The 18,049-nt window shown below is 74.2% G+C and carries 17 protein-coding genes and 1 pseudogene; 7 read left to right on the forward strand and 11 right to left on the reverse strand.

The genetic code is table 11. From position 1 onward, the window contains the following. Window positions 1-22 precede the first annotated feature (22 nt). The 4 genes from ACFRU2_RS12780 to ACFRU2_RS12795 all read right to left on the reverse strand — a co-directional run bounded on the left by ACFRU2_RS12780 (window position 23) and on the right by ACFRU2_RS12795 (window position 3,656). Window positions 23-655, reverse strand: a complete 633-nt coding sequence (locus tag ACFRU2_RS12780; RefSeq protein ID WP_382971259.1) for a class F sortase — start codon at window positions 653-655, stop codon at window positions 23-25. A gap of 141 nt (window positions 656-796) precedes the next feature. Continuing rightward, complete coding sequence (locus ACFRU2_RS12785) at window positions 797-1,360, reverse strand: hypothetical protein (protein WP_382971261.1); 564 nt, start codon at window positions 1,358-1,360, stop codon at window positions 797-799. A 311-nt stretch (window positions 1,361-1,671) separates the two neighbouring features. Next, window positions 1,672-2,949 (reverse strand): ATP-binding protein, encoded by a 1,278-nt coding sequence (locus ACFRU2_RS12790; protein WP_382971264.1) that lies wholly within the window; start codon window positions 2,947-2,949, stop codon window positions 1,672-1,674. Beyond that, on the reverse strand, window positions 2,946-3,656 hold the full coding sequence (locus ACFRU2_RS12795) for a hypothetical protein (protein ID WP_382971267.1): 711 nt from the start codon (window positions 3,654-3,656) through the stop codon (window positions 2,946-2,948). Before ACFRU2_RS12795 ends, ACFRU2_RS12790 begins: the two co-directional genes overlap by 4 nt. A 211-nt stretch (window positions 3,657-3,867) precedes the next feature. On the opposite strand from ACFRU2_RS12795, the gene ACFRU2_RS12800 reads away from it, so the two are divergent. Beyond that, window positions 3,868-4,332, forward strand: coding sequence for a gamma-glutamylcyclotransferase family protein (locus tag ACFRU2_RS12800; RefSeq protein ID WP_382971270.1), 465 nt, complete (start codon window positions 3,868-3,870; stop codon window positions 4,330-4,332). Here the strand turns inward: ACFRU2_RS12800 and ACFRU2_RS12805 are convergent. Further along, window positions 4,329-4,796, reverse strand: coding sequence for a DUF6463 family protein (locus tag ACFRU2_RS12805; protein WP_382971273.1), 468 nt, complete (start codon window positions 4,794-4,796; stop codon window positions 4,329-4,331). The genes ACFRU2_RS12800 and ACFRU2_RS12805 overlap by 4 nt on opposite strands. Before the next feature lie 19 nt (window positions 4,797-4,815). Between ACFRU2_RS12805 and ACFRU2_RS12810 the strand changes: the two genes are divergently transcribed. After that, window positions 4,816-5,400, forward strand: a complete 585-nt coding sequence (locus ACFRU2_RS12810; RefSeq protein ID WP_382971274.1) for a TetR/AcrR family transcriptional regulator — start codon at window positions 4,816-4,818, stop codon at window positions 5,398-5,400. Between the two features lie 18 nt (window positions 5,401-5,418). Here the strand turns inward: ACFRU2_RS12810 and dnaG are convergent, their stop codons facing one another. The 4 genes and pseudogenes from dnaG to ACFRU2_RS12830 form a co-directional block, all read right to left on the reverse strand. Then, window positions 5,419-7,323, reverse strand: a complete 1,905-nt coding sequence (gene dnaG, locus ACFRU2_RS12815; RefSeq protein WP_382971277.1) for a DNA primase — start codon at window positions 7,321-7,323, stop codon at window positions 5,419-5,421. A gap of 35 nt (window positions 7,324-7,358) precedes the next feature. Continuing rightward, complete coding sequence (locus ACFRU2_RS12820) at window positions 7,359-8,633, reverse strand: NAD(P)/FAD-dependent oxidoreductase (protein ID WP_382971280.1); 1,275 nt, start codon at window positions 8,631-8,633, stop codon at window positions 7,359-7,361. A gap of 93 nt (window positions 8,634-8,726) precedes the next feature. Continuing rightward, on the reverse strand, window positions 8,727-10,070 hold the full coding sequence (locus tag ACFRU2_RS12825; RefSeq protein ID WP_382971283.1) for a deoxyguanosinetriphosphate triphosphohydrolase: 1,344 nt from the start codon (window positions 10,068-10,070) through the stop codon (window positions 8,727-8,729). 76 nt (window positions 10,071-10,146) lie between these two features. Beyond that, a pseudogene (locus ACFRU2_RS12830) lies at window positions 10,147-11,081 on the reverse strand (sirohydrochlorin chelatase). A gap of 147 nt (window positions 11,082-11,228) precedes the next feature. Between ACFRU2_RS12830 and ACFRU2_RS12835 the strand changes: the two are divergent. From ACFRU2_RS12835 to ACFRU2_RS12855, 5 genes are all read left to right on the forward strand, one after another. Continuing rightward, entirely contained in the window at window positions 11,229-12,182 is a 954-nt protein-coding gene (locus ACFRU2_RS12835) for a hypothetical protein (RefSeq protein ID WP_382971286.1), read from the forward strand. 216 nt (window positions 12,183-12,398) lie between these two features. Beyond that, the gene (locus ACFRU2_RS12840) at window positions 12,399-13,013 is read left to right on the forward strand and encodes a vancomycin high temperature exclusion protein (RefSeq protein WP_382971888.1); all 615 of its coding nucleotides are present in this window, start codon (window positions 12,399-12,401) and stop codon (window positions 13,011-13,013) included. 71 nt (window positions 13,014-13,084) lie between these two features. Next, complete coding sequence (locus ACFRU2_RS12845; RefSeq protein ID WP_382971288.1) at window positions 13,085-13,855, forward strand: glucose 1-dehydrogenase; 771 nt, start codon at window positions 13,085-13,087, stop codon at window positions 13,853-13,855. A 67-nt stretch (window positions 13,856-13,922) separates the two neighbouring features. Then, window positions 13,923-14,282 (forward strand): hypothetical protein, encoded by a 360-nt coding sequence (locus ACFRU2_RS12850; RefSeq protein WP_382971291.1) that lies wholly within the window; start codon window positions 13,923-13,925, stop codon window positions 14,280-14,282. 46 nt (window positions 14,283-14,328) lie between these two features. Then, window positions 14,329-16,494: a molybdopterin oxidoreductase family protein gene (locus ACFRU2_RS12855; protein WP_382971294.1), complete on the forward strand. Its 2,166-nt coding sequence runs from the start codon at window positions 14,329-14,331 to the stop codon at window positions 16,492-16,494. Here the strand turns inward: ACFRU2_RS12855 and ACFRU2_RS12860 are convergent. Together ACFRU2_RS12860 and ACFRU2_RS12865 are read right to left on the reverse strand one after the other, a co-directional pair. Next, window positions 16,491-17,456, reverse strand: coding sequence for a nucleotidyl transferase AbiEii/AbiGii toxin family protein (locus ACFRU2_RS12860; protein WP_382971296.1), 966 nt, complete (start codon window positions 17,454-17,456; stop codon window positions 16,491-16,493). The genes ACFRU2_RS12855 and ACFRU2_RS12860 overlap by 4 nt on opposite strands. Continuing rightward, on the reverse strand, window positions 17,456-18,034 hold the full coding sequence (locus ACFRU2_RS12865; RefSeq protein ID WP_382971299.1) for a hypothetical protein: 579 nt from the start codon (window positions 18,032-18,034) through the stop codon (window positions 17,456-17,458). The genes ACFRU2_RS12860 and ACFRU2_RS12865 overlap by 1 nt, the downstream gene beginning before the upstream one ends. Between the last annotated feature and the right edge of the window lie 15 nt (window positions 18,035-18,049).

Consider the following 18,049-nt stretch of genomic DNA (forward strand, 5'->3'; position numbering starts at 1 on the left):
CGCCCGCCCGGGCGGTGCCCGTCTAGTACGTGCCCGTCAGGTGGGCGAAGACGACCACGTTGCCCTGGTAGCCGGTGCGCGGGGAGAAGCCCCCGCCGCAGGTGATGACGCGGAGCTCGGCGCGCGGTGCGGACCCGTACACGCGGGAGTCGGGGAAGGCCTTGGCGTCGTAGACCTCCACCGCGTGGACGGTGAACACGGCCGTACGTCCGTCAGCGCGGGCGATCTCGATCAGGGCGCCGCGGCGCAGGGCGCCGAGGTGGTAGAAGACCGCGGGGCCGGTGGCGTTGTCCACGTGCCCGGCGACCACGGCGGTGCCGGTGGCGCCCGGGGTGGTGCCCTCGCGGTACCAGCCCGCCAGGTCCCGGCGGGCGGGCGGTGGTACTTCGAGACTGCCGTCGGCCTGCAGCCCGAGCCCGGTGAGCGGGGCGTCCACCCGGATGGACGGGATCCGGATCCGGGTGGGAGGGGAGCCGGGGAGCGCGGCGATGGCTCCGGGGAACCGGGCCTGGGCGCTCAGCGCCTCACCGGGGGAGGGCAGCGGAGGCCGGACGGGCTCGCTCGAGCCGCTGCCGATGAGCCAGACGCCGATGCAGGTGGCGAGCGCGACGAGCCCACCGGCGCGGGCGCGGGCGCGGCGTGCCTCTGCCTCCATGCGGCCCCCTCGGCTTGGTGACGTGTGACGCGAACGTGGTGACTGGCCGTCGCCCGGCCCCGCGAACGGGGGGGACCTCGCGGGGCGGGCGACGGGGGACGGTACCGGTCGGACCGCGGCCGGAGCCGCGGTGGGCGTCCGTCAGTTCCGCGTGCCGCTCGCCCGGCGACGCAGGAACCAGGTACCGCCGACGGCGGTGGCGGCCAGCACTGCCACTCCCGCCGCGATCTTGGCGGGGTCGGTGGTGGTGGTCGTGCCACCGCCCACCCCGGTGCGCACGTGGCCCTGGGGGGCGCGGTCGTGCTCGGTGACGATCAGGTCGCCGGTGGCGAACTTGCCGTTCGCGCAGGTGGCGCCGATCGCGTGGGTGCCGGGGTGGGCTCCGCGGGCGACCTGGAACTGTCCCACGACCACCTCCTTGTGGGTGCCCGGGGCCAGCTTGAAGCGGCCGCCCCCGACGGTGGTGGCGTCGCCCTCGGCGTGGCTGCCGGGACCGCAGGCCTTCGTGTTCACCGTGACGGTGGTGCCGGGGGCGGCGGACTTGGGCCAGATCTCCAGCGGGGCGAAGTCGCCGGCCGCGAAGCCCGTCATGCCGAAGCCCGTCATGCCCAGGTCCGCGGCGGCGACCGCGCCGGCCACCGGGCCGGCGAACGCGACGGCGGTCAGCGCGGTGGCGGTGAGCACGTGGGCGGTGCGTCGGCGCATGGGGGGTCTCCTGTGGACACGGGGTCGTGTCTCCGAGGTAACCCGGGCGGCTGGGCGGGCGCCTGCTGATGTGGTGTCAGATTGGCGTCGGGGGGATGGGGTGGCGGGGTGTTCTCGCAGGTGGGGTGCGGTGAGAGGGCATTTGTGGGGCCCCACCCCGTCCGGGTGACGGTGGCCTCGCGGGTGCGGGCCGCCGCTGCGCGGAGCCGTCCCGGCCCCACCCTTCCACCGTTTCCCGGGGCGCCGCCCCGGACCCCGCGCCTCGGGCGGGCTGGAGCGATGGCCCCCGGGTGGCGGTGGGGGGAGCCGGGTCAGGCCGGGGGGAGGGTGAGGGTGGCCGCGGCCCCGGTGGGGGCCGGGTTCGTGAGGGTGATGCGGGCGCCGATGACGTGGGCCTGGCCCAGGGCGATGGTCAGGCCCAGGCCCGTGCCCTGGCCGCGTTCCGTCGCGCCCGTCAGGAACCGCTGCGGGCCGTCCCGCAGCAGCGCCTCCGGGAAGCCCGGGCCCTGGTCCCGTACGGTCACCGTGTTCCCGGCCACCGTCACGGTGATCGGGTCCCCGCCGTGCCTGCGGGCGTTGACCAGCAGGTTCGTCAGGATCCGCTCCAGCCTCCGGACGTCCGTACGGACGCGGGCCGTGCCGTCGGCGGCGCCCAGGACCTGCGCCTCCACCCCCGAACGCCGGGTGACGGCCTGCACCAGCGGCCCCAAGGGGTGGACGTCCAGCTGGGCCACCTCCCGGTCCCCGTCCAGCCGGGCCACCTCCAGGAGGTCCTCCGTCAGACTGCGCAGGGCCGCGACCCGGTCGCGCACCAGCTCCGTGGGCCGCCCCGGAGGGAGCAGTTCGGCGGCGGTGTGCAGACCGGTCAGCGGGGTCCGCAGCTCGTGCGCCACGTCCGCCGTGAACCGCTGCTCCGCCACCAGCCGCCGCTGCAGGCTCGCCGCCATCGTGTCGACCGCAGCGGACAGTTCGGCCACCTCGTTCCGCGTCCCCGGCACGCCCGACGGGCCGATCCGCGCGTCCAGTTCGCCCGTGCTGATCCGCCGGGCCGTCTCGGCCGCGGACCGCAGGTCCTTGCTCAGCCGGCTGGCCAGCGCCGCCCCGCCGATCGCCGCGAGGGTGACGACGACCACCCCGAAGGCCATCAGCTTCTGGTCCAGTTCCCACAGTTCCGACTGCTCCTCCGTCAGCGACTGCCGTACGGAGAGCACTTGGTCGCCGCCGACCGGCCGGGCCGCCCACACCGCCGGGTGGGGGCCGTGCAGGTCGAGGTAAGTGGTGCGCCTCCCGGCAAGGGCGGCCTGCCGCAGGGGTTCCGGCAGGGTCGGGCAGTCGAGGCGCGCGTCGGCCTCGCCGACCTTGTCGAAGTCGAGCTGGCCCGTGAGCTCGTACACCTGGCGCACCCGGACGAGCTGCGCGAGGGCGCTCTTGCGCGCCGCGTCGGCCACCTGGTTCGCACGGGCCTCGTGGATCAGGATGCCGATGGTGAGCGCGACGAGCGAGCAGCCGACGGCGAGCAGGACGGCGATCTTCCACCGCAGGCCGAGGGAGTGCAGGAGGCGGCGGCTGCGGAGCAGGAAGCGCTTCACCGGCCGTCCCGGTCCGTGGGTGCGGGTGCCTCGGGGCCGGTCGGCGGCGGGGCCGGGCACGTGCCGGAGCCCGGTGCGGAGATGACGTTGCCGAACTTGTGCTCGTCGCTGAGCACGCTCATCCGCTGGCCGTCCCAGTGGTAGCGGATGTCGTGCGCGGATCCGTCGTCGTCGGTGGTGCGGACCAGCAGGTCGGTGCCGAGGGTCTCGGCGCTCAGCCGCCGGCCGCTGGTGAACAGGATCGGAACGATCTTCCCGTCGGCCGCGGTGTAGACGCTCAGCACCGAACGCCCGGTCTGGGTGTCGGCGGCGACGATCAGCTCGTGGTGCCCGTCGCCCGTCAGGTCCGCGTACCGGGCCGGCCGGAGCCCGGCCTTGCCCGGACCCTGGATCTGCTTCCCCTCGCTGAAACGCTTCATCGCCTTGTCCGCACGGACCACGGCCATCACGTCGACCTTCTCGATCCCCTCCGGCCCCACCGCGGGGGCGCCGTCGAGCGGCCGCGGCGGCGGCACTCGGCCGGCCACCGCCGTACCGCCGGTGCTCGGGGACTCGGTCCAGGAGGGCCAGAGCGGCTTCGGCCGGGGCTGGGCGGACACGGGCGGCGCGACCTCGCCGGGCCCGAGGCCCCCGGGTGCGGCGCAGCCGCCGAGGCCGGTGCAGAGCAGGGCGGCTGCGGCGATGCTGCGGAGGGTCGGTCGAGTCATGGAAGGCAGAACCGTCAGGTGGGGGGCGTGGTGGGGGAGGGCGGCGGGCGGGGAGGCAGACTGACGGTAGACGGCGTCGGTCACAGGGACCGGACGGTCGTGTAACAGCCGTGCGTAGGCGGGCTTCCGTGGCCGAAGTCGGGACTTTGGGCCCGGCCCGAGGCCGGTGGGAGACCGGTCAGCAGCTCAGTCTGAAGCGAGGGAGGCCCGCATGACATCGGCCGATCGGCCGGAAGGCCGGGGCGAAGGAACGATTCCGCGGGGCGAGGAGCTCCCGTTCTTCGTCTACGGGACCCTGCGCCCCGGAGAGGTCAACCACGACCTGTTCCTGCGCGGCCGCACGGCCGCCGAGGAGCCCGCCCGCCTCCCGGACGCGGCCCTGTACGAGGGCCCCGGATACCCGTACGCCGTGGACCGCCCCGGCTCCGCGATAGCCGGAGAGCTGATCACCCCGGCCCCCGGGGCCTACGGGGAACTCCTCGCGGCGCTCGACCTGCTGGAGGAGTACGCGGGCCCCGGACACCCCGCCAACATCTACGACCGCACCGCCCGCGAGGCCCTGCGCCCCGACGGAACCCCGGTCCGCGCCTGGGTCTACCTGGCCGCCCCGCCCCTGGCCCACCACCTCGCCCGCTCCGGCACCCCCATCCCGGGCGGCGACTGGCTGCGCCGCTAGGCCGTCTCTTCCGGATCGGGGCGGGCCTCCGGGCGCGCGCGGTGCGCGAGGAGGAGCAGTGCGGTCGGGGCGAGGCCGAGGGGGAAGCCGGAGGGTTCGAGGATCCAGCCGCAGAGGAGGACCCACGCCGCCAGGGTCCAGCCCAGGTAGCGCGGGATCTCCTGGCCGGTGCGGGCCATCCGGACGACCAGCAGGCCGAGCAGGATCAGCGGTACCGCGAAGCTGCCGGGCAGGGCCCAGAACAGGCGGAGCGAGTCGAGGTTGGCGGGATCCTCCATGGCGGCCCTGCCGTGCAGTGCGCCGGAGAGCCAGTCGCCCCAGCTCGACCGGGTCTGGGCGGCGAAGAAGGCGATGTGGCCGAGGCCGATGAACACGGTGCTGCGCCCCGCCCAGATGGTCAGGGTGCGTGCGCGGGCCGCGCCGGCGGCGGGCGTAGTTACGGCACTGCTAGTTCCGATACTCATAGTTCCGTATAGTGGCCCCGTGGAGCCTTCGAAGCAACCCCCCGGCCGGCCGCGGGACAGCCGCGTGGACGACGCGATCCGTGACGCGGTACGCGAGTTGGTGCTGGACGTGGGATACGCCGCGCTGACCGTGGACGCCGTGGCCGCCCGAGCGCGCGTGGGCAAAGCGGCCATCTACCGCCGCCACGCCTCGCGCGGCGAGCTGGTCTTCTCCGCGCTCGTGCACGGGCGGGAAACGCGGCCGCTGCCGGACACCGGATCGCTGACCGGAGACCTCGCCGCCCTCGCGCAGCTGATTCTGGGGATCTTCTCCGACCCGGTGGTCGCCGCCGCGACCCCCGGCCTGCTCGCGGACCTGAAGCAGCAGCCCGACATCGCCGCGCGCTTCCAGGAAACCTTCATCGCCGGCGAGCGGGTGCAGGTGGCGGACCTGCTCGAACGGGCCTTCGTACGGGGCGAACTGGCCGCGCGGGCAGACCCCGCGCTGGTTCACGCCACAGTGCTCGGGACCGCCTTCGCCTGGGTGTTCCTCCTGGCCCAGCCGCCGACTCCGGCCCTCGTGCCGCGCATCGCCGCGGTGGCCTTGGCGGCCGCACGCGGATAGCGGAACGCCGCTGGAGTCCTACAGGCCTTCCGCGCCGCGGTTGCGCAGGCGCTGGCCGTACTGCTGAAGCACCCACAGCTCTTCCTGGACCGCCGCCAGCTGCTCCGGGGCGTCCTGGTGGCCGAGGCGGGCCAGGGTGCCCTGGATCTCCTGGACCCGGCGGTCGACCGCACGGAGCCTGACCTGGACCAACTGGACCCCGGCGTAGATCTCGTCCACGGTCTTCGCGTGGATGGCCTCGACGACGAGCTCGGTGACCAGCGCGCGGACGGTGTCGTTCGGAGCGGCGTCGCGGACCCGGGTCAGGTAGTCCTCGGTGCCGAGCGAAGCGCCGCCGGCGTCCAGGATGGCCTGGCGCACGGCCGCGTAGGGCGGGGCGGTGAACTCGTCCATCCCGTACGCGTCGAAGGCGGGGGAGACCAGGGCGGGGCGCTGGAGCGCCAGCTTGAGCAGTTCCCGCTCGGTACGGGCGGCGGGGCTGCGCAGGTTCAGCGCGGGACCCGAGGGGGTGGCGGCCGGCGCCGGGATGTCCTCGTACGCGTGGTCGGCCTGCCCCCGGCGCTGCTGCTGGGGCTGGTTGCCGCGCTCCCGGGCCCAGCGGTCGAGCTGGGCGATCCGCTTGACCACGAACTGCTCGTCGCGCATGCCGAGCATGCCCGCCAGCTGGACCGCCGATTCGTGCTGGATCGCGACGTTCTTGATCTTCTTGATGATCGGGGCGGCTTCCTCCAGCGCGGCCGCCCGCCCCGCCGGGTTCTCCAGGTTGTGCCGGGCCACGATGTGCTTCAGCGCGAACTCGAACAGCGGGGTGCGGGCCTCGACCAGGTCCGCGACGGCCGCATCGCCCTTGGCCAGGCGCAGGTCGCACGGGTCCATGCCGCCCGGGGCGATGGTGATGGAGGTCTCCGCGGCGAACTTCTGGTCGTCCTCGAAGGCGCGCAGCGCGGCCTTCTGTCCGGCCGCGTCCCCGTCGAAGGTGAAGATCACCTCAGCGGTCGCGTTGTCCATGAGCAGCCGGCGCAGGATCTTGATGTGGTCGCCGCCGAAGGCGGTGCCGCAGGTGGCGATCGCGGTGGTGACCCCGGCCATGTGGCAGGCCATGACGTCGGTGTAGCCCTCGACCACGACGGCCCGGGAGGTCTTGGCGATCTCCTTCTTGGCCAGGTCGATGCCGTACAGCACCTGGGACTTCTTGTAGATCGCCGTCTCGGGGGTGTTCAGGTACTTGGGCCCGTTGTCGTCGTCGCGCAGCTTGCGCGCGCCGAAGCCGACGACCTCGCCGCTGATGTCGCGGATGGGCCACATCAGCCGGCCGCGGAAGCGGTCGATGGGCTTTCCGCTGCGGCTGTCCTGGGACAGGCCCGAGGTGATCAGTTCCTTGTCGCTGAAGCCCTTGCCGCGCAGGAAGCGCGTCAGGTGGTCCCAGCCGGCCGGGCTGTAGCCCACGCTGAAGTGCTGGGCGGCGGCCTGGTCGAAGCCGCGCTCGGCCAGGAACTTGCGGCCGATCTCCGCCTCGGCGCTGCCGAGCTGGTCCATGTAGAACTGGGCCGCGGCCTTGTGCGCCTCGACCAGCCGGATGCGCTCGCCGCGGCCGCTGGTGCCGGCGGTGTAGCCGCCCTCTTCGTACCGCAGGGTGATGCCGGCCAGGCCGGCGAGCCGCTCCACCGCCTCCGAGAAGGAGAGGTGGTCGATCTTCATGACGAAGTCGAGGGTGTCCCCGCCCGCCTGGCAGCCGAAGCAGTGGTAGAAGCCCTTGCTGGGGCTGACCTGGAAGGACGGGGACTTCTCGTCGTGGAAGGGGCAGAGGCCCTTGAGGTTGCCGCCGCCCGCGTTGCGCAGCTGGAGGTACTCCGAGACCACGGCGTCGATCGGGACCGCGTCCCGTACCGCCTTCACGTCGTCGTCGTTGATCCGTCCTGCCACGCGCGCCAGTCTACGGCCGGGCGGAGGCAATCCCGTCAGGCACCCTCCGCCGCCACCAGGGCCGAGAGCGGAATCGAGGGATCCGCCAGCTTCTCCCGGTCCACGGGCGCCTTCGACCTGATCAGGGCCTGGATGTCCTCGGTGACGTCCCACACGTTCACGTTCATCCCGGCCAGCACCCGGCCGTCCGAGAGCCAGAAGGCGATGAACTCCCGTTTGCCCGCGTCCCCGCGGATCAGCACCTGGTCGTAGCCGCCCGCCGGGGCGTACCCCGAGTACTCCAGGCCCACGTCGTACTGGTCGGAGAAGAAGTACGGCACCCGGTCGTACGAGACCTCCTGCCCCAGCATCGCCCGGGCGGCGGCCGGACCCCCGTTGAGCGCGTTCGCCCAGTGCTCCACCCGGAGCCGGGCCCCCAGCACCGGATGGTGCGCGGCCGCCACGTCCCCGACCGCGAAGACGTCCGGGTCGGAGGTGCGCAGCGAGGCGTCCACGGCGATCCCGCCGCCGTGCTCCCGGTCCACCAGGGCCAGGCCCGAGGTCTCCGCCAGCGCGGTCCGCGGGGCGGCCCCGATCGCCGCGAGGACCGCGTGCGCCGGGTGCTCCTCCCCGTCGTCCGTACGGGCCGCCAGCACCATGCCGTCGTGCCCGACGATCTCCGTCAGGTGGGAGCCGAAGTGGAAGCGGACCCCGTGCTCGGTGTGCAGGTCGGCGAAGAGCCGGCCGACCTCCGGACCGAGCACCGCGTGCAGCGGGGTCGGCGCCGGCTCGATCACGGTGACCTCGGCCCCGTACCCGCGGGCGGCCGCCGCGACCTCCAGGCCGATCCAGCCGGCGCCCGCGATCAGCAGGTGCCCGTTGTCCCGGCCGAGGCCCGCCAGCGCCTTGCGCAGCCGCTCCGCGTGCGAGAGCCGGCGCAGGTGGTGCACCCCGACCAGCTCGGTGCCCGGGATGTCGAGCCGGCGCGGTTCGGCGCCGGTGGCGAGCAGCAGCTTGTCGTAGGGCAGCGCCGTGCCGTCGCCGAGGACCACCTTCTTGGCGTCCCGGTCGAGGTGGACCGCGGGCTGGCCGAGGTGCAGCTCGATGTCGGAGGCCGCGTACCAGGACGGCTCGTGGACGAAGACGCTCTCGCGCTCCTCCTTGCCCGCCAGGTAGCCCTTGGAGAGCGGGGGGCGCTCGTAGGGATGCTCGCGCTCGTCGCCGATGAGGATCACCCGCCCCGTGAACCCTTCGGACCTCAGCGTCTCGGCCGCCTTAGCCCCGGCGAGCCCTGCGCCGACGATGACGAACGTCCGGTGTGCGTCGACCACCTGATGCCTCCTCATAACCTCTGCGCCACATGCGACCACATGCGAGCGTCCCGCACCGAGCCTGCCGCGTGAAGGGGGAGTGGCCCGATCGGCTCACCCTTCGGCGCGTCGCGCGCGCTGGGTGAGGCGGGCGTGCAGGGAGCGCGCGGAGGCGTCCGTGAGGGCCGCGATCTGGTCCACGACCGCCCGCTTCCTGGCCCTGTCGTCCGGGGCCTCGTCGAAGATCGCACGGAACTGCGGGTCCAGACCCTCGGGCGCGCGGGCGCTGACGGCCTCCGCCAGCTCGGCCAGGACGATGCGCTGATCGGCGCGGATCCGCTCCTGCTCGTCGCGCTGCATGACGTAGAGGTCGGCCACGGCCTTCAGCACCGCGCACTCGTTGCGTGCCTCGCGCGGCACCACCAGCTCCGCCGCGTACCGGGTCAGCCGGCCGGTCCCGTACGCCTGCCGGGTGGCGCCCTCGGCGGCCAGGCAGAAACGGCCGATCAACTGGCTGGTCGCATCCTTCAGCCGGGCCTGGGCCACGGCCGACCCGTCGTACCCGTGTGGCCACCACTCCTGCTCCATCAAACGGTCCAGGGCCTCGCGCAGCTCCTCCGGCTCGGTGTCGGCCGGAACGTACCGGCCGATGGCCACCCGCCAGATCTCCGTGCGCTCGGGCTCGGCGAAGAGCAGGTTCGGGTCGAGGTGGCCGGCGTGCAGGCCGTCCTCGAAGTCGTGGACGGAGTACGCCACGTCGTCCGACCAGTCCATGACCTGCGCCTCGAAGCACTTGCGGTCCGCGGGCGCGCCGCGGCGCAGCCACGCGAAGACCGGCAGGTCGTCCTCGTAGGCGCCGAACTTCACCGAGCCCGGGTCGGTGGGGTGGTCCCCGCGCGCCCAGGGGTACTTGGTGGCTGCGTCCAGGCAGGCCCGCGTGAGGTTGAGCCCGACGCTGACGAGCTCGCCGGTTGCCGGGTCGGGGACGAACCGCTTGGGCTCCAGCCGGGTCAGCAGGCGCAGCGACTGGGCGTTGCCCTCGAAACCGCCGCAGTCCTTGGCGAACTCGTTGAGGGCTTCCTCGCCGTTGTGGCCGAAGGGCGGGTGCCCCATGTCGTGCGACAGGCAGGCGGCTTCGACCAGATCGGGATCGCAGCCGAGCGCGGCGCCGAGCTCGCGGCCCACCTGGGCGCATTCGAGGGAGTGCGTCAGCCGCGTACGAGGACTGGCGTCCCAGTCGTAGGAACGCGTCCCCGGGGTCACCACCTGGGTCTTCCCGGCGAGTCGGCGCAGCGCGGCGGAGTGCAGCACGCGGGCGCGGTCGCGCTGGAAGGCGGTCCGCCCGGGCCGCTTGTCGGGCTCGGTGGCCCAGCGCTCGATGTCGGCGGGTTCGTACGGCTCGCCGGGCAGATCGAGGCCGGGTCGGACAGGTGCGGTGGTGCCTTCCATGCCTTCCATGGTCAAACGGTAACCGCACGAACCGACAAGACGAGTCAAGAGGAGCAATCCGAGCGTTTGCGAACCAATCCGGCCGTTACGCGGTGGCCAGTTCGAGCGGCTGCTCCCGCGACCGCTCCCGTCCTACTGCTCCTGCTACGGGTCCTGCGAGCGCGGCGGCGGCTTCGTCGTAGCGCTGGAGCACCAGCCGGGCCAGCGCCGGATGCGCGCCCAGCGGGGCGGCGGCCGGGCCCGGCGCCGCGGCGGCGCTCGCGGCGGCGAAGCGGCCCGGGGCGGTGAAGTAGGAGGCGACCGCGACCCGGTGGAGGCCCCGCGCGGCCAGGGCCCGTACGGCGGCGGGCACGGAGGGCGCGGTGCCCGAGGCGTAGGCGGCCACCACGGGCACCCCGCCGAGGCGTTCGGAGAGCAGGTCGGCGGTGGCCCGCACATCGGTCGCGGAGTCGGGGTCGCGGGACCCGGCGGCGGCCAGCACCACCGCCGACCCGGCGCTCCAGCCGGCCTCCACGAGCCGCTCGTACAGTGCCTCGACGAGCAGCGGATGCGGGCCCAGCGGGGCGGCGACACGGGTCAGCAGGTGCCCGGCGCGGGCGGCGGAGGCCGGGAGGTCCCGCTTGACGTGGGTCCCGCGGCCGAGCAGCAGCGGCACCAGGACGGCGGCTCCGGCGGCCCGTACGGGTCCGTTGAGGGTGTCGTCCAGCAGCGGGTGGTTCAGCTCGATGTGACCGAGCCGGACGTCGAGGCGGGGACGGAGCTCACGGACCCGTTCGAGCAGGGCTTCGACGGTGTGGAGGGCGCGCGGATCGCGGCTGCCGTGGGCCACGGCGACGAGGGCGGGCTGCTGCATGGGAGGACTCCTGCGTGGTGTCGGGGGCGCAGACCGCTGAGCTGCGTACCGAGCTGGGCGGTGATCCGGGTCAGCAGCTCCGCCGTGGTCGCGGGCGGAAGCGGCGGGAGGGGCGGGAGGGGCAGGGGATGGGGCAGGGACTCGGGAGGGTGCGCCGGCTCCGTCATGAACCGATCCTGCGCGCAGCAGGTTGCCGGTGCGTTGCGCGGGCGTGACGGGTGTTTTCCACCTGCTCACAAGGGGGTGGACGGCGGGGGTGGGGTCGGTCCGTGCTTCCCTGTGCCCGGAACGCGTGGGGATGGGGCGGGGGACACATGGGTGGGTTCCTGAAGTGGGCGGCCCGCGGCTGCGCGTTGCTGTCCGGCGGTGCGGCCGCGGTCGCCTGCGTGCTGTCGCTCGGTGCGTGGGGCGCCGGTGACCTGCTCGGCCGGATCGCCCTCTGGGGCTGGATCCCCGCCGGCGCCGCCGTCCTCGGCGCGGGCCTGGCGGCCGTCGCGCCGGGCGGGGACGGGCGGGAGTCGCCCGGCCCGAAGTCCGGGGGCCGGCCGGGCGCGACCCGCGCCGCTCCCGGGGCGCTCGGCGTGCGCGCGCGTGAGGCGGCGGTCTGGCTGCTCATCGCCCCGGCGTCCGCCGCGCTCCTCGTGGCCTCCTTCCAGCAGCACCACCGGGAGGCGGAGCCCGAACTGCGGCGGGCCGGGGCGGCGGTGGTGACGGCCGTCGTGGCGCGCGCACCCTCGGGCGTGCACGCGCACACCAGCGAGGGCCGGGTGCTGGGGTGGACCTCCCGGCTCGAACTGGCCGTCCCCGAAGGCGCCGAGCCGGTCGGGGCGTCGGCCTACACCTACGAGGAACCGAAGGAGGGGGACCGCGTACTGCTCCTGTACGCGCCCTCGCAGCCCGCCCTGGAAGGCCGGGTCGACGCGCGCAAGGACCTGCGGTCCGTGGCGGGTCCGGGGTCCTGGAATCCGTTCCCGCAGGCGGACGAGGCGCGCAAGGCCGTCCTCCTGGCCACGCTGCTGACGCTGTTCGTGCTGGGGGCGGGGCTGGCCGCCACGGCGGCGATGGACCCGGACGAACTGCGCGGGCTCCCGCGCTCGGGGCGCGCCCGGCTCTGCTGGACGGCCGCGCTGCTGCTCGCCCTCGCCCTGCACCTGCCCGCCCTGTACGGACACCCGCACCCGGTGGTGGGCGCCGTGGCGTGGGTCTCCTTCCTGCTGCCGGCACTGGGGCGGGGAGCGGCGTACGCCGTGGTGCGGCGCCTCCCCTAGGGGAGGCGGGAAACCGCCGGGACCGTACACGCGTCCGTAGTCGACGGGACCACCAGCAGGGCCACCAGCAGCACCGACAAGGGGATCGCATTGAGGCGCGCAGGACTACGAGGTCGGCTACGCGTTCTGCCGGGGGCGGCACGGGAGCGGCTGAAGGCCGTACGGATCGGGGTGCCCCGGACCGTACGGGCCCGGCGGCGGGCCGTGCAGCTGGTGATGGCGGGCTGCGCGCTGGCCCTGCTGCCCTCGGCCTGGACGCACACGTCCGCCGGACCCCGGCTCCGGACCACCGCGGACGCGCCCGCCGCCGAGGTGGCCGTGGTCTTCGGCGCCGGGCTGTGGAACGGCCGGCCCACCCCGTACCTCGCGCGCCGACTCGACGCCGCCGTCGAGCTCTACCGCGCGGGGAAGGTCAAGGTCGTCCTGGTCACCGGCGACAACAGCCGGACCGATTACGACGAGCCCGACGCGATGCGCGCGTACCTGACGGGCCACGGGGTGCCCGACGCCCGCGTCGTCAGCGACTACGCCGGCTTCGACTCGTGGGACTCCTGCGTCCGGGCCCGGGAGGTCTTCGGGGTGCACCGGGCGGTGCTGATCAGCCAGGGCTTCCACATCCGCCGGGCCGTCGCGCTGTGCCGGGCCGCGGGCGTGGACTCGTACGGGGTCGGGGTGTCCGACGTGCACGACGCGACCTGGTACTACGGCGGGGCCCGCGAGGTCTTCGCGGCGGGCAAGGCGGCTCTGGACGCGGTGTTCGAGCCGGAACCGCGGTTCCTGGGACCGAAGGAAGAGGGGGTGTCGCGGGCCCTGGCCTCTCTGGCAGACTGACGCCGCGATCGGCCTATGCCGATTAGTCATATAGCGATCAGTCGTATGTGTCGGCGTAAGGGTGTGGAACCGTGGCTGTTGTGGATCTGAGCGGCAAGGTCGTCGTCATCACCGGTGGAGCCCGGGGCCTCGGCGCGGCGGCCGCGCAGGCCGTCGTGGACGGCGGCGGCAAGGTGCTGATCACCGACGTCCTGGAGGCCGAGGGCGCCGAGACGGCGGCCAAGCTCGGCGACGCGGCGCGCTTCCTGCGCCACGACGTGACCAGCGCATCCGACTGGGACGCGGCCTTCGCCTTCGCCCTCGCCGAGTTCGGCCGCATCGACGGCCTGGTCAACAACGCGGGCATCGCCTCCGGCGCGTTCCTGGAGCACGAGAGCATCGAGCACTTCCGCAAGGTCGTCGAGATCAACCTGGTCGGCGTCTTCATCGGCATCAAGGCCGCGATCCCGCTGATGCGCGAGAACGGCGGCGGCTCCATCGTCAACATCTCCTCCGCCGCCGGCCTCACCGGCCTCGCCCTGACCGCCGGCTACGGAGCCTCCAAGTGGGGCGTGCGCGGACTGTCGAAGATCGGCGCGGTCGAGCTCGCGGAATCCCGGATCCGGGTGAACTCCGTACACCCCGGCATGACGCTCACCCCGATGACGGCCCCGGTCGGCATCCAGGCGGGCGAGGGCAACTACCCCGGCGCCCCCCTCGGCCGCGTGGGCCTCCCCGAGGAGATCGCGGCCGCCGTCGCCTTCCTCCTCTCGGACGCCGCGAGCTACATGACGGGCGCCGAGCTCGCGGTCGACGGCGGCTGGACGGCAGGCCTCACGGTGAAGTACCTGACGGGCCAGTGATCCCGGGCCCGGCGCCCCGGCGGATATTCGGATGCCCACCGCCGGGCCGCCGGTCTACGGTCCGCCCGTGGAACACGATGCACCCCTCGTGCGCGAGGTCTTCCCCGAGCTGGCCTCCGAGCTCGTGAAGCTGCTGGATGCGGAGGGCGAGCGCGAACTCGCGATCTGCGCCCACGACCTCCGGATCGTCGCGGACTGCGGCTGCGGCGACGACTTCTGCCAGAGCTTCCGCACCCATCCGCATCCGCCCGGCACGCCCTACGGGCCCGGCCACCGCAGCGTGCCCCTCCTCCCCGAGCGGGGCGTGTTGATCATCGACGCCGTCGACGGCCGGATCGTGTACGTGGAGATCCTCGACCGCCCCCCGATGCGCAGGGCCTCACCGGAGCCGTCGGGGCGCGCTGAGGTGGAGCACGCCGACTTGTAACGCGGAGCGGCGGCTCGTGTAACACCGCCGACGCACGCTGGGCTCCATGCACACCTCGGAATCCGCCACCGCCACGCACTGTCCGTACTGCGCGCTGCAGTGCGGCATGAACCTCCGCCCCGAGCCCGGCGGCGCGGGCGTGACGGTGGAGGAGCGGGCCGACTTCCCCGTGAACCTGGGTGCGCTGTGCGGCAAGGGCCGCACCGCCCCCGCCGTGCTCTCCTCCCGGGTGCGCCTCACCGAGCCGCTCGTCCGCACCCACGCCGGGCGGCTGGAGCCGGCCACCTGGGAGGAGGCCCTCGACGCCGTCGCCGAGGGCCTCGCCCGCACGCGGCGGTCGTACGGGGCCGACGCGGTCGGGGTGTTCGGCGGCGGCGGGCTGACCAACGAGAAGGCCTACGCCCTCGGGAAGTTCGCCCGCATCGCCCTGCGGACCTCGCAGATCGACTACAACGGCCGGTTCTGCATGTCCTCGGCCGCCGCCGCGCACCAGCGGGCCTTCGGGCTCGACCGGGGGCTGCCCTTCCCGCTGGAGGACATCCCCCGGACCGGCTGCGTCATCCTCGTCGGCTCCAACCCCGCCGACACCATGCCCCCCGCCCTCCGCTTCTTCCGGGAACTCCGCGAGAACGGCGGCACGCTGATCGTGGTGGACCCGCGCCGCACGCGCACCGCCGAACAGGCCGACCTCCACTTGGCCCCGCGCCCCGGCACGGACCTGGCACTGGCACTCGGCCTGCTGCACCTCGTCGTCGCCGGCGGCCACACGGACGAGGAGTTCATCTCCGCCCGCACCACCGGCTGGGAGGAGGCCCGGGCGGGCGCGATGGCGCACTGGCCGGAGCTCGTGGAGCGCATCACCGGCGTGCCGGTGCCGAAGCTCCGGGAGGCCGTCCGGCTGTTCTGCGAGCCCGAATCCGCGATGGTGCTCACCGCACGCGGCCCCGAGCAGCAGTCCAAGGGCACCGACACCGTCGGCGCCTGGATCAACCTCTGCCTCGCCACCGGCCGGGCCGGCCGCCCGCTCTCCGGCTACGGCTGCCTCACCGGCCAGGGCAACGGCCAGGGCGGCCGCGAGCACGGCCAGAAGGCCGACCAGCTCCCCGGCTACCGCAAACTGACCGACCCGGCGGCCCGGGCCCACGTCGCCGGGGTCTGGGGGATCGACCCCGACGACCTCCCCGGGCCCGGCCGCAGCGCGTACGAACTCCTCGACGCCCTGGGCTCGGACGTCAAGGCCCTGCTCCTGATGGGCTCCAACCCGGTGGTCTCGGCCCCCCGCGCCGCCCACGTCGAGGAACGCATCCGCTCCCTGGACTTCCTGGCCGTCGCCGACGTGGTCCTGTCCGAGACGGCGGCCCTGGCCGACGTGGTCCTCCCGGTCACCCAGTGGGCGGAGGAGACCGGCACCACCACCAACCTCGAGGGCCGCGTCCTGCTCCGCCGCCGGGCCCTGACCCCGCCGCCGGGGGTCCGCTCCGACCTGGAGGTCCTGCACGGCCTGGCGGCCCGACTGGGTGTGGAGAAGGGCTTCCCCACCGCCGCGGAGGAGGTCTTCGACGAGCTGCGCCGCGCCTCGGCGGGCGGCCCGGCGGACTACTCGGGCATCACGTACGCCCGCATCGAAGCGGAACAGGGCGTCTTCTGGCCCTGCCCTGCGGCTCCGCGGACGGGGGAGCCCGACGCACGGGAGCCCGACCCGAGCCTGCCGGCCCCGGCGGCCCAGGCGGAGCCCGGCGCGGAGCCGGAGCCCCACCCCGGCACCCCCCGGCTCTTCCTGGACCGCTTCGCCACCGAGGACGGCCGGGCCCGCTTCGTGCCCGTCACCCACCGGGACGCCGCCGAGGTCCCGGACACGGAGTACCCGCTCCTCCTCACCACCGGCCGGGTCGTCGCCCAGTACCAGTCGGGCGCGCAGACCCGCCGGGTGGACGAGCTCAACGAAGCCGCCCCCGGCCCCTTCGTGGAACTCCACCCCCGCCTCGCGGCCCGCATCGGCGCGGTCGACGGAGCCCCCCTCGCGGTCACCTCCCGCCGCGGCCGCGCGGTCGCCCCGGCCCGCATCACGGACACCATCCGCGCGGACACCGTCTTCATGCCCTTCCACTGGCCGGGTGAGGGCCGCGCCAACACCCTGACCAACCCGGCGCTGGACCCGGTGTCCCGGATGCCGGAGTTCAAGGTCTGCGCGGTCCGGGTGGAACCGGCCTAGGCCGTCGTGAAGGTGGGCGCCAGCGCCGCCAGCAGGCGGTTCGCGTAGGACTCGGCGGAGCCGGGGATCCCCGGGTACTCCGTCTGGAAGTCCTCCCACTCGGCGTACTCGATCTGGGCGAAGGCCTCCGGGGTGACGCGGGCCTCCGGCCCGGCCCCCAAGGGGAACCATTCGCCGGACTCGTGGAACACCGTGTGCAGCAGCCCGTACGGGAGCGCGCACCGCTCCGCGAGCAGGACCGCGTCGTAGAGGTCCTTGCCGTGCGGGTACATGTCGGTGGCCAGCCAGACCAGCTTCCAGGCGAGGGACAGCTCCGGAGTGGCTCCCAGGAGGCGTGCCCCCGCGACATCGGCGGGCTGCGGTGCCTGCGGCAGCCGCTCGTTGAAGACGAAGTCCAGCTGGACCTGACCCCCGGGCAGCCCCGGTGCGGACCAGGGCAGTACGAGGCGCCGCCCGGGGACGCGTTCGTACGTCCAGATGTCCTCGGCGACCGCGTCCCCGGCGGGGATCACGAGCTCGCCCCCCTCCTCGTCGGCCGTCCGCCCGGCCGCTTCCGCGACGGCCGTCAGCAGGCGCTCCGTACGCGGGTCCTCGATGTTCCAGTCTTGCGGGACGACCACGAAGTCCAGGTCGTGCGGCTCCCGCGCGGCGGCGCCGAACCAGCCCGCCATGAGCATGCTGCCGCGCACCACCAGGGAATCCGCCCACCCGGACCGGGCCACCCCGCGCGCCACAACGCCGAGCGCCGTCCGCCGGGCGGCCTGCCAGCCGGGGCGCAGAGCGGGGTCGATGATCGTGTCCGCCACCCGGAAGCCGGAGGCGAAGTGCTTGAGCGCGGGGTCGAAGACCCGGTCCTCCGCCCCTGCCGGGGCGCCCACCCCGGCGGTCGACGTGCGCGGCAACTCGTACTGCCGGCGCCGCCAGTCGGCATTGGCCGCGCTCTCGATGCTGTTCCCGCTCATCAGGACGTCCCCTCCTCGATCCACCCGTCGTCCACCGACAGGTCACTGTCGTACAGCACGAACTCCCGCTCCTCCGAGCGGATCTCGTACCCGGCCCCGGCCAGCGCCGCGACCAGCGCATCGCACGCCGCCCCCGCCTCCTGCGCCGTACCCCGCCACCGCTGGGTCACGAAACGTTCCTGCCGCGCCCCCGGCAGGACCCGGCGGGCGTTCCACGAGACGTGCGCCGCGTGCCGGACCGCCAGGGACTCCAGGGCCGGGCGGTCCCAGTCGGCGGGGAGCCGCAGTTTCAGATGGTGCTCGAAGTAGCCGCCGCCCGGACCCGGGGGCTCCGTGGTCCACGGGACCGTCTCCACCTTGACCCGGACCGGGTCGAAGCCGGCCGCGCGCAGCCGGGGCACCAGGACCTCGTGCCCGTCGCGGTCGGGCAGCGTCAGCATCGGCTGCGAGGGCATCCGGCCCCGGGCCAGCACGATGTGGGTCACCTTCAACTCCCGCTCCACCGCCCAGGATTCGAGCCGTGCCAGCTCCACCGGACCGGGGCAGCGCACGGTGACGTGCGTTTCGTACACAGACATGGCCACGATCCTCTC

The sequence above is a fragment of the Streptomyces sp. NPDC056883 genome (assembly GCF_042788835.1).
Taxonomy (GTDB): domain Bacteria; phylum Actinomycetota; class Actinomycetes; order Streptomycetales; family Streptomycetaceae; genus Streptomyces; species Streptomyces stoeckheimensis.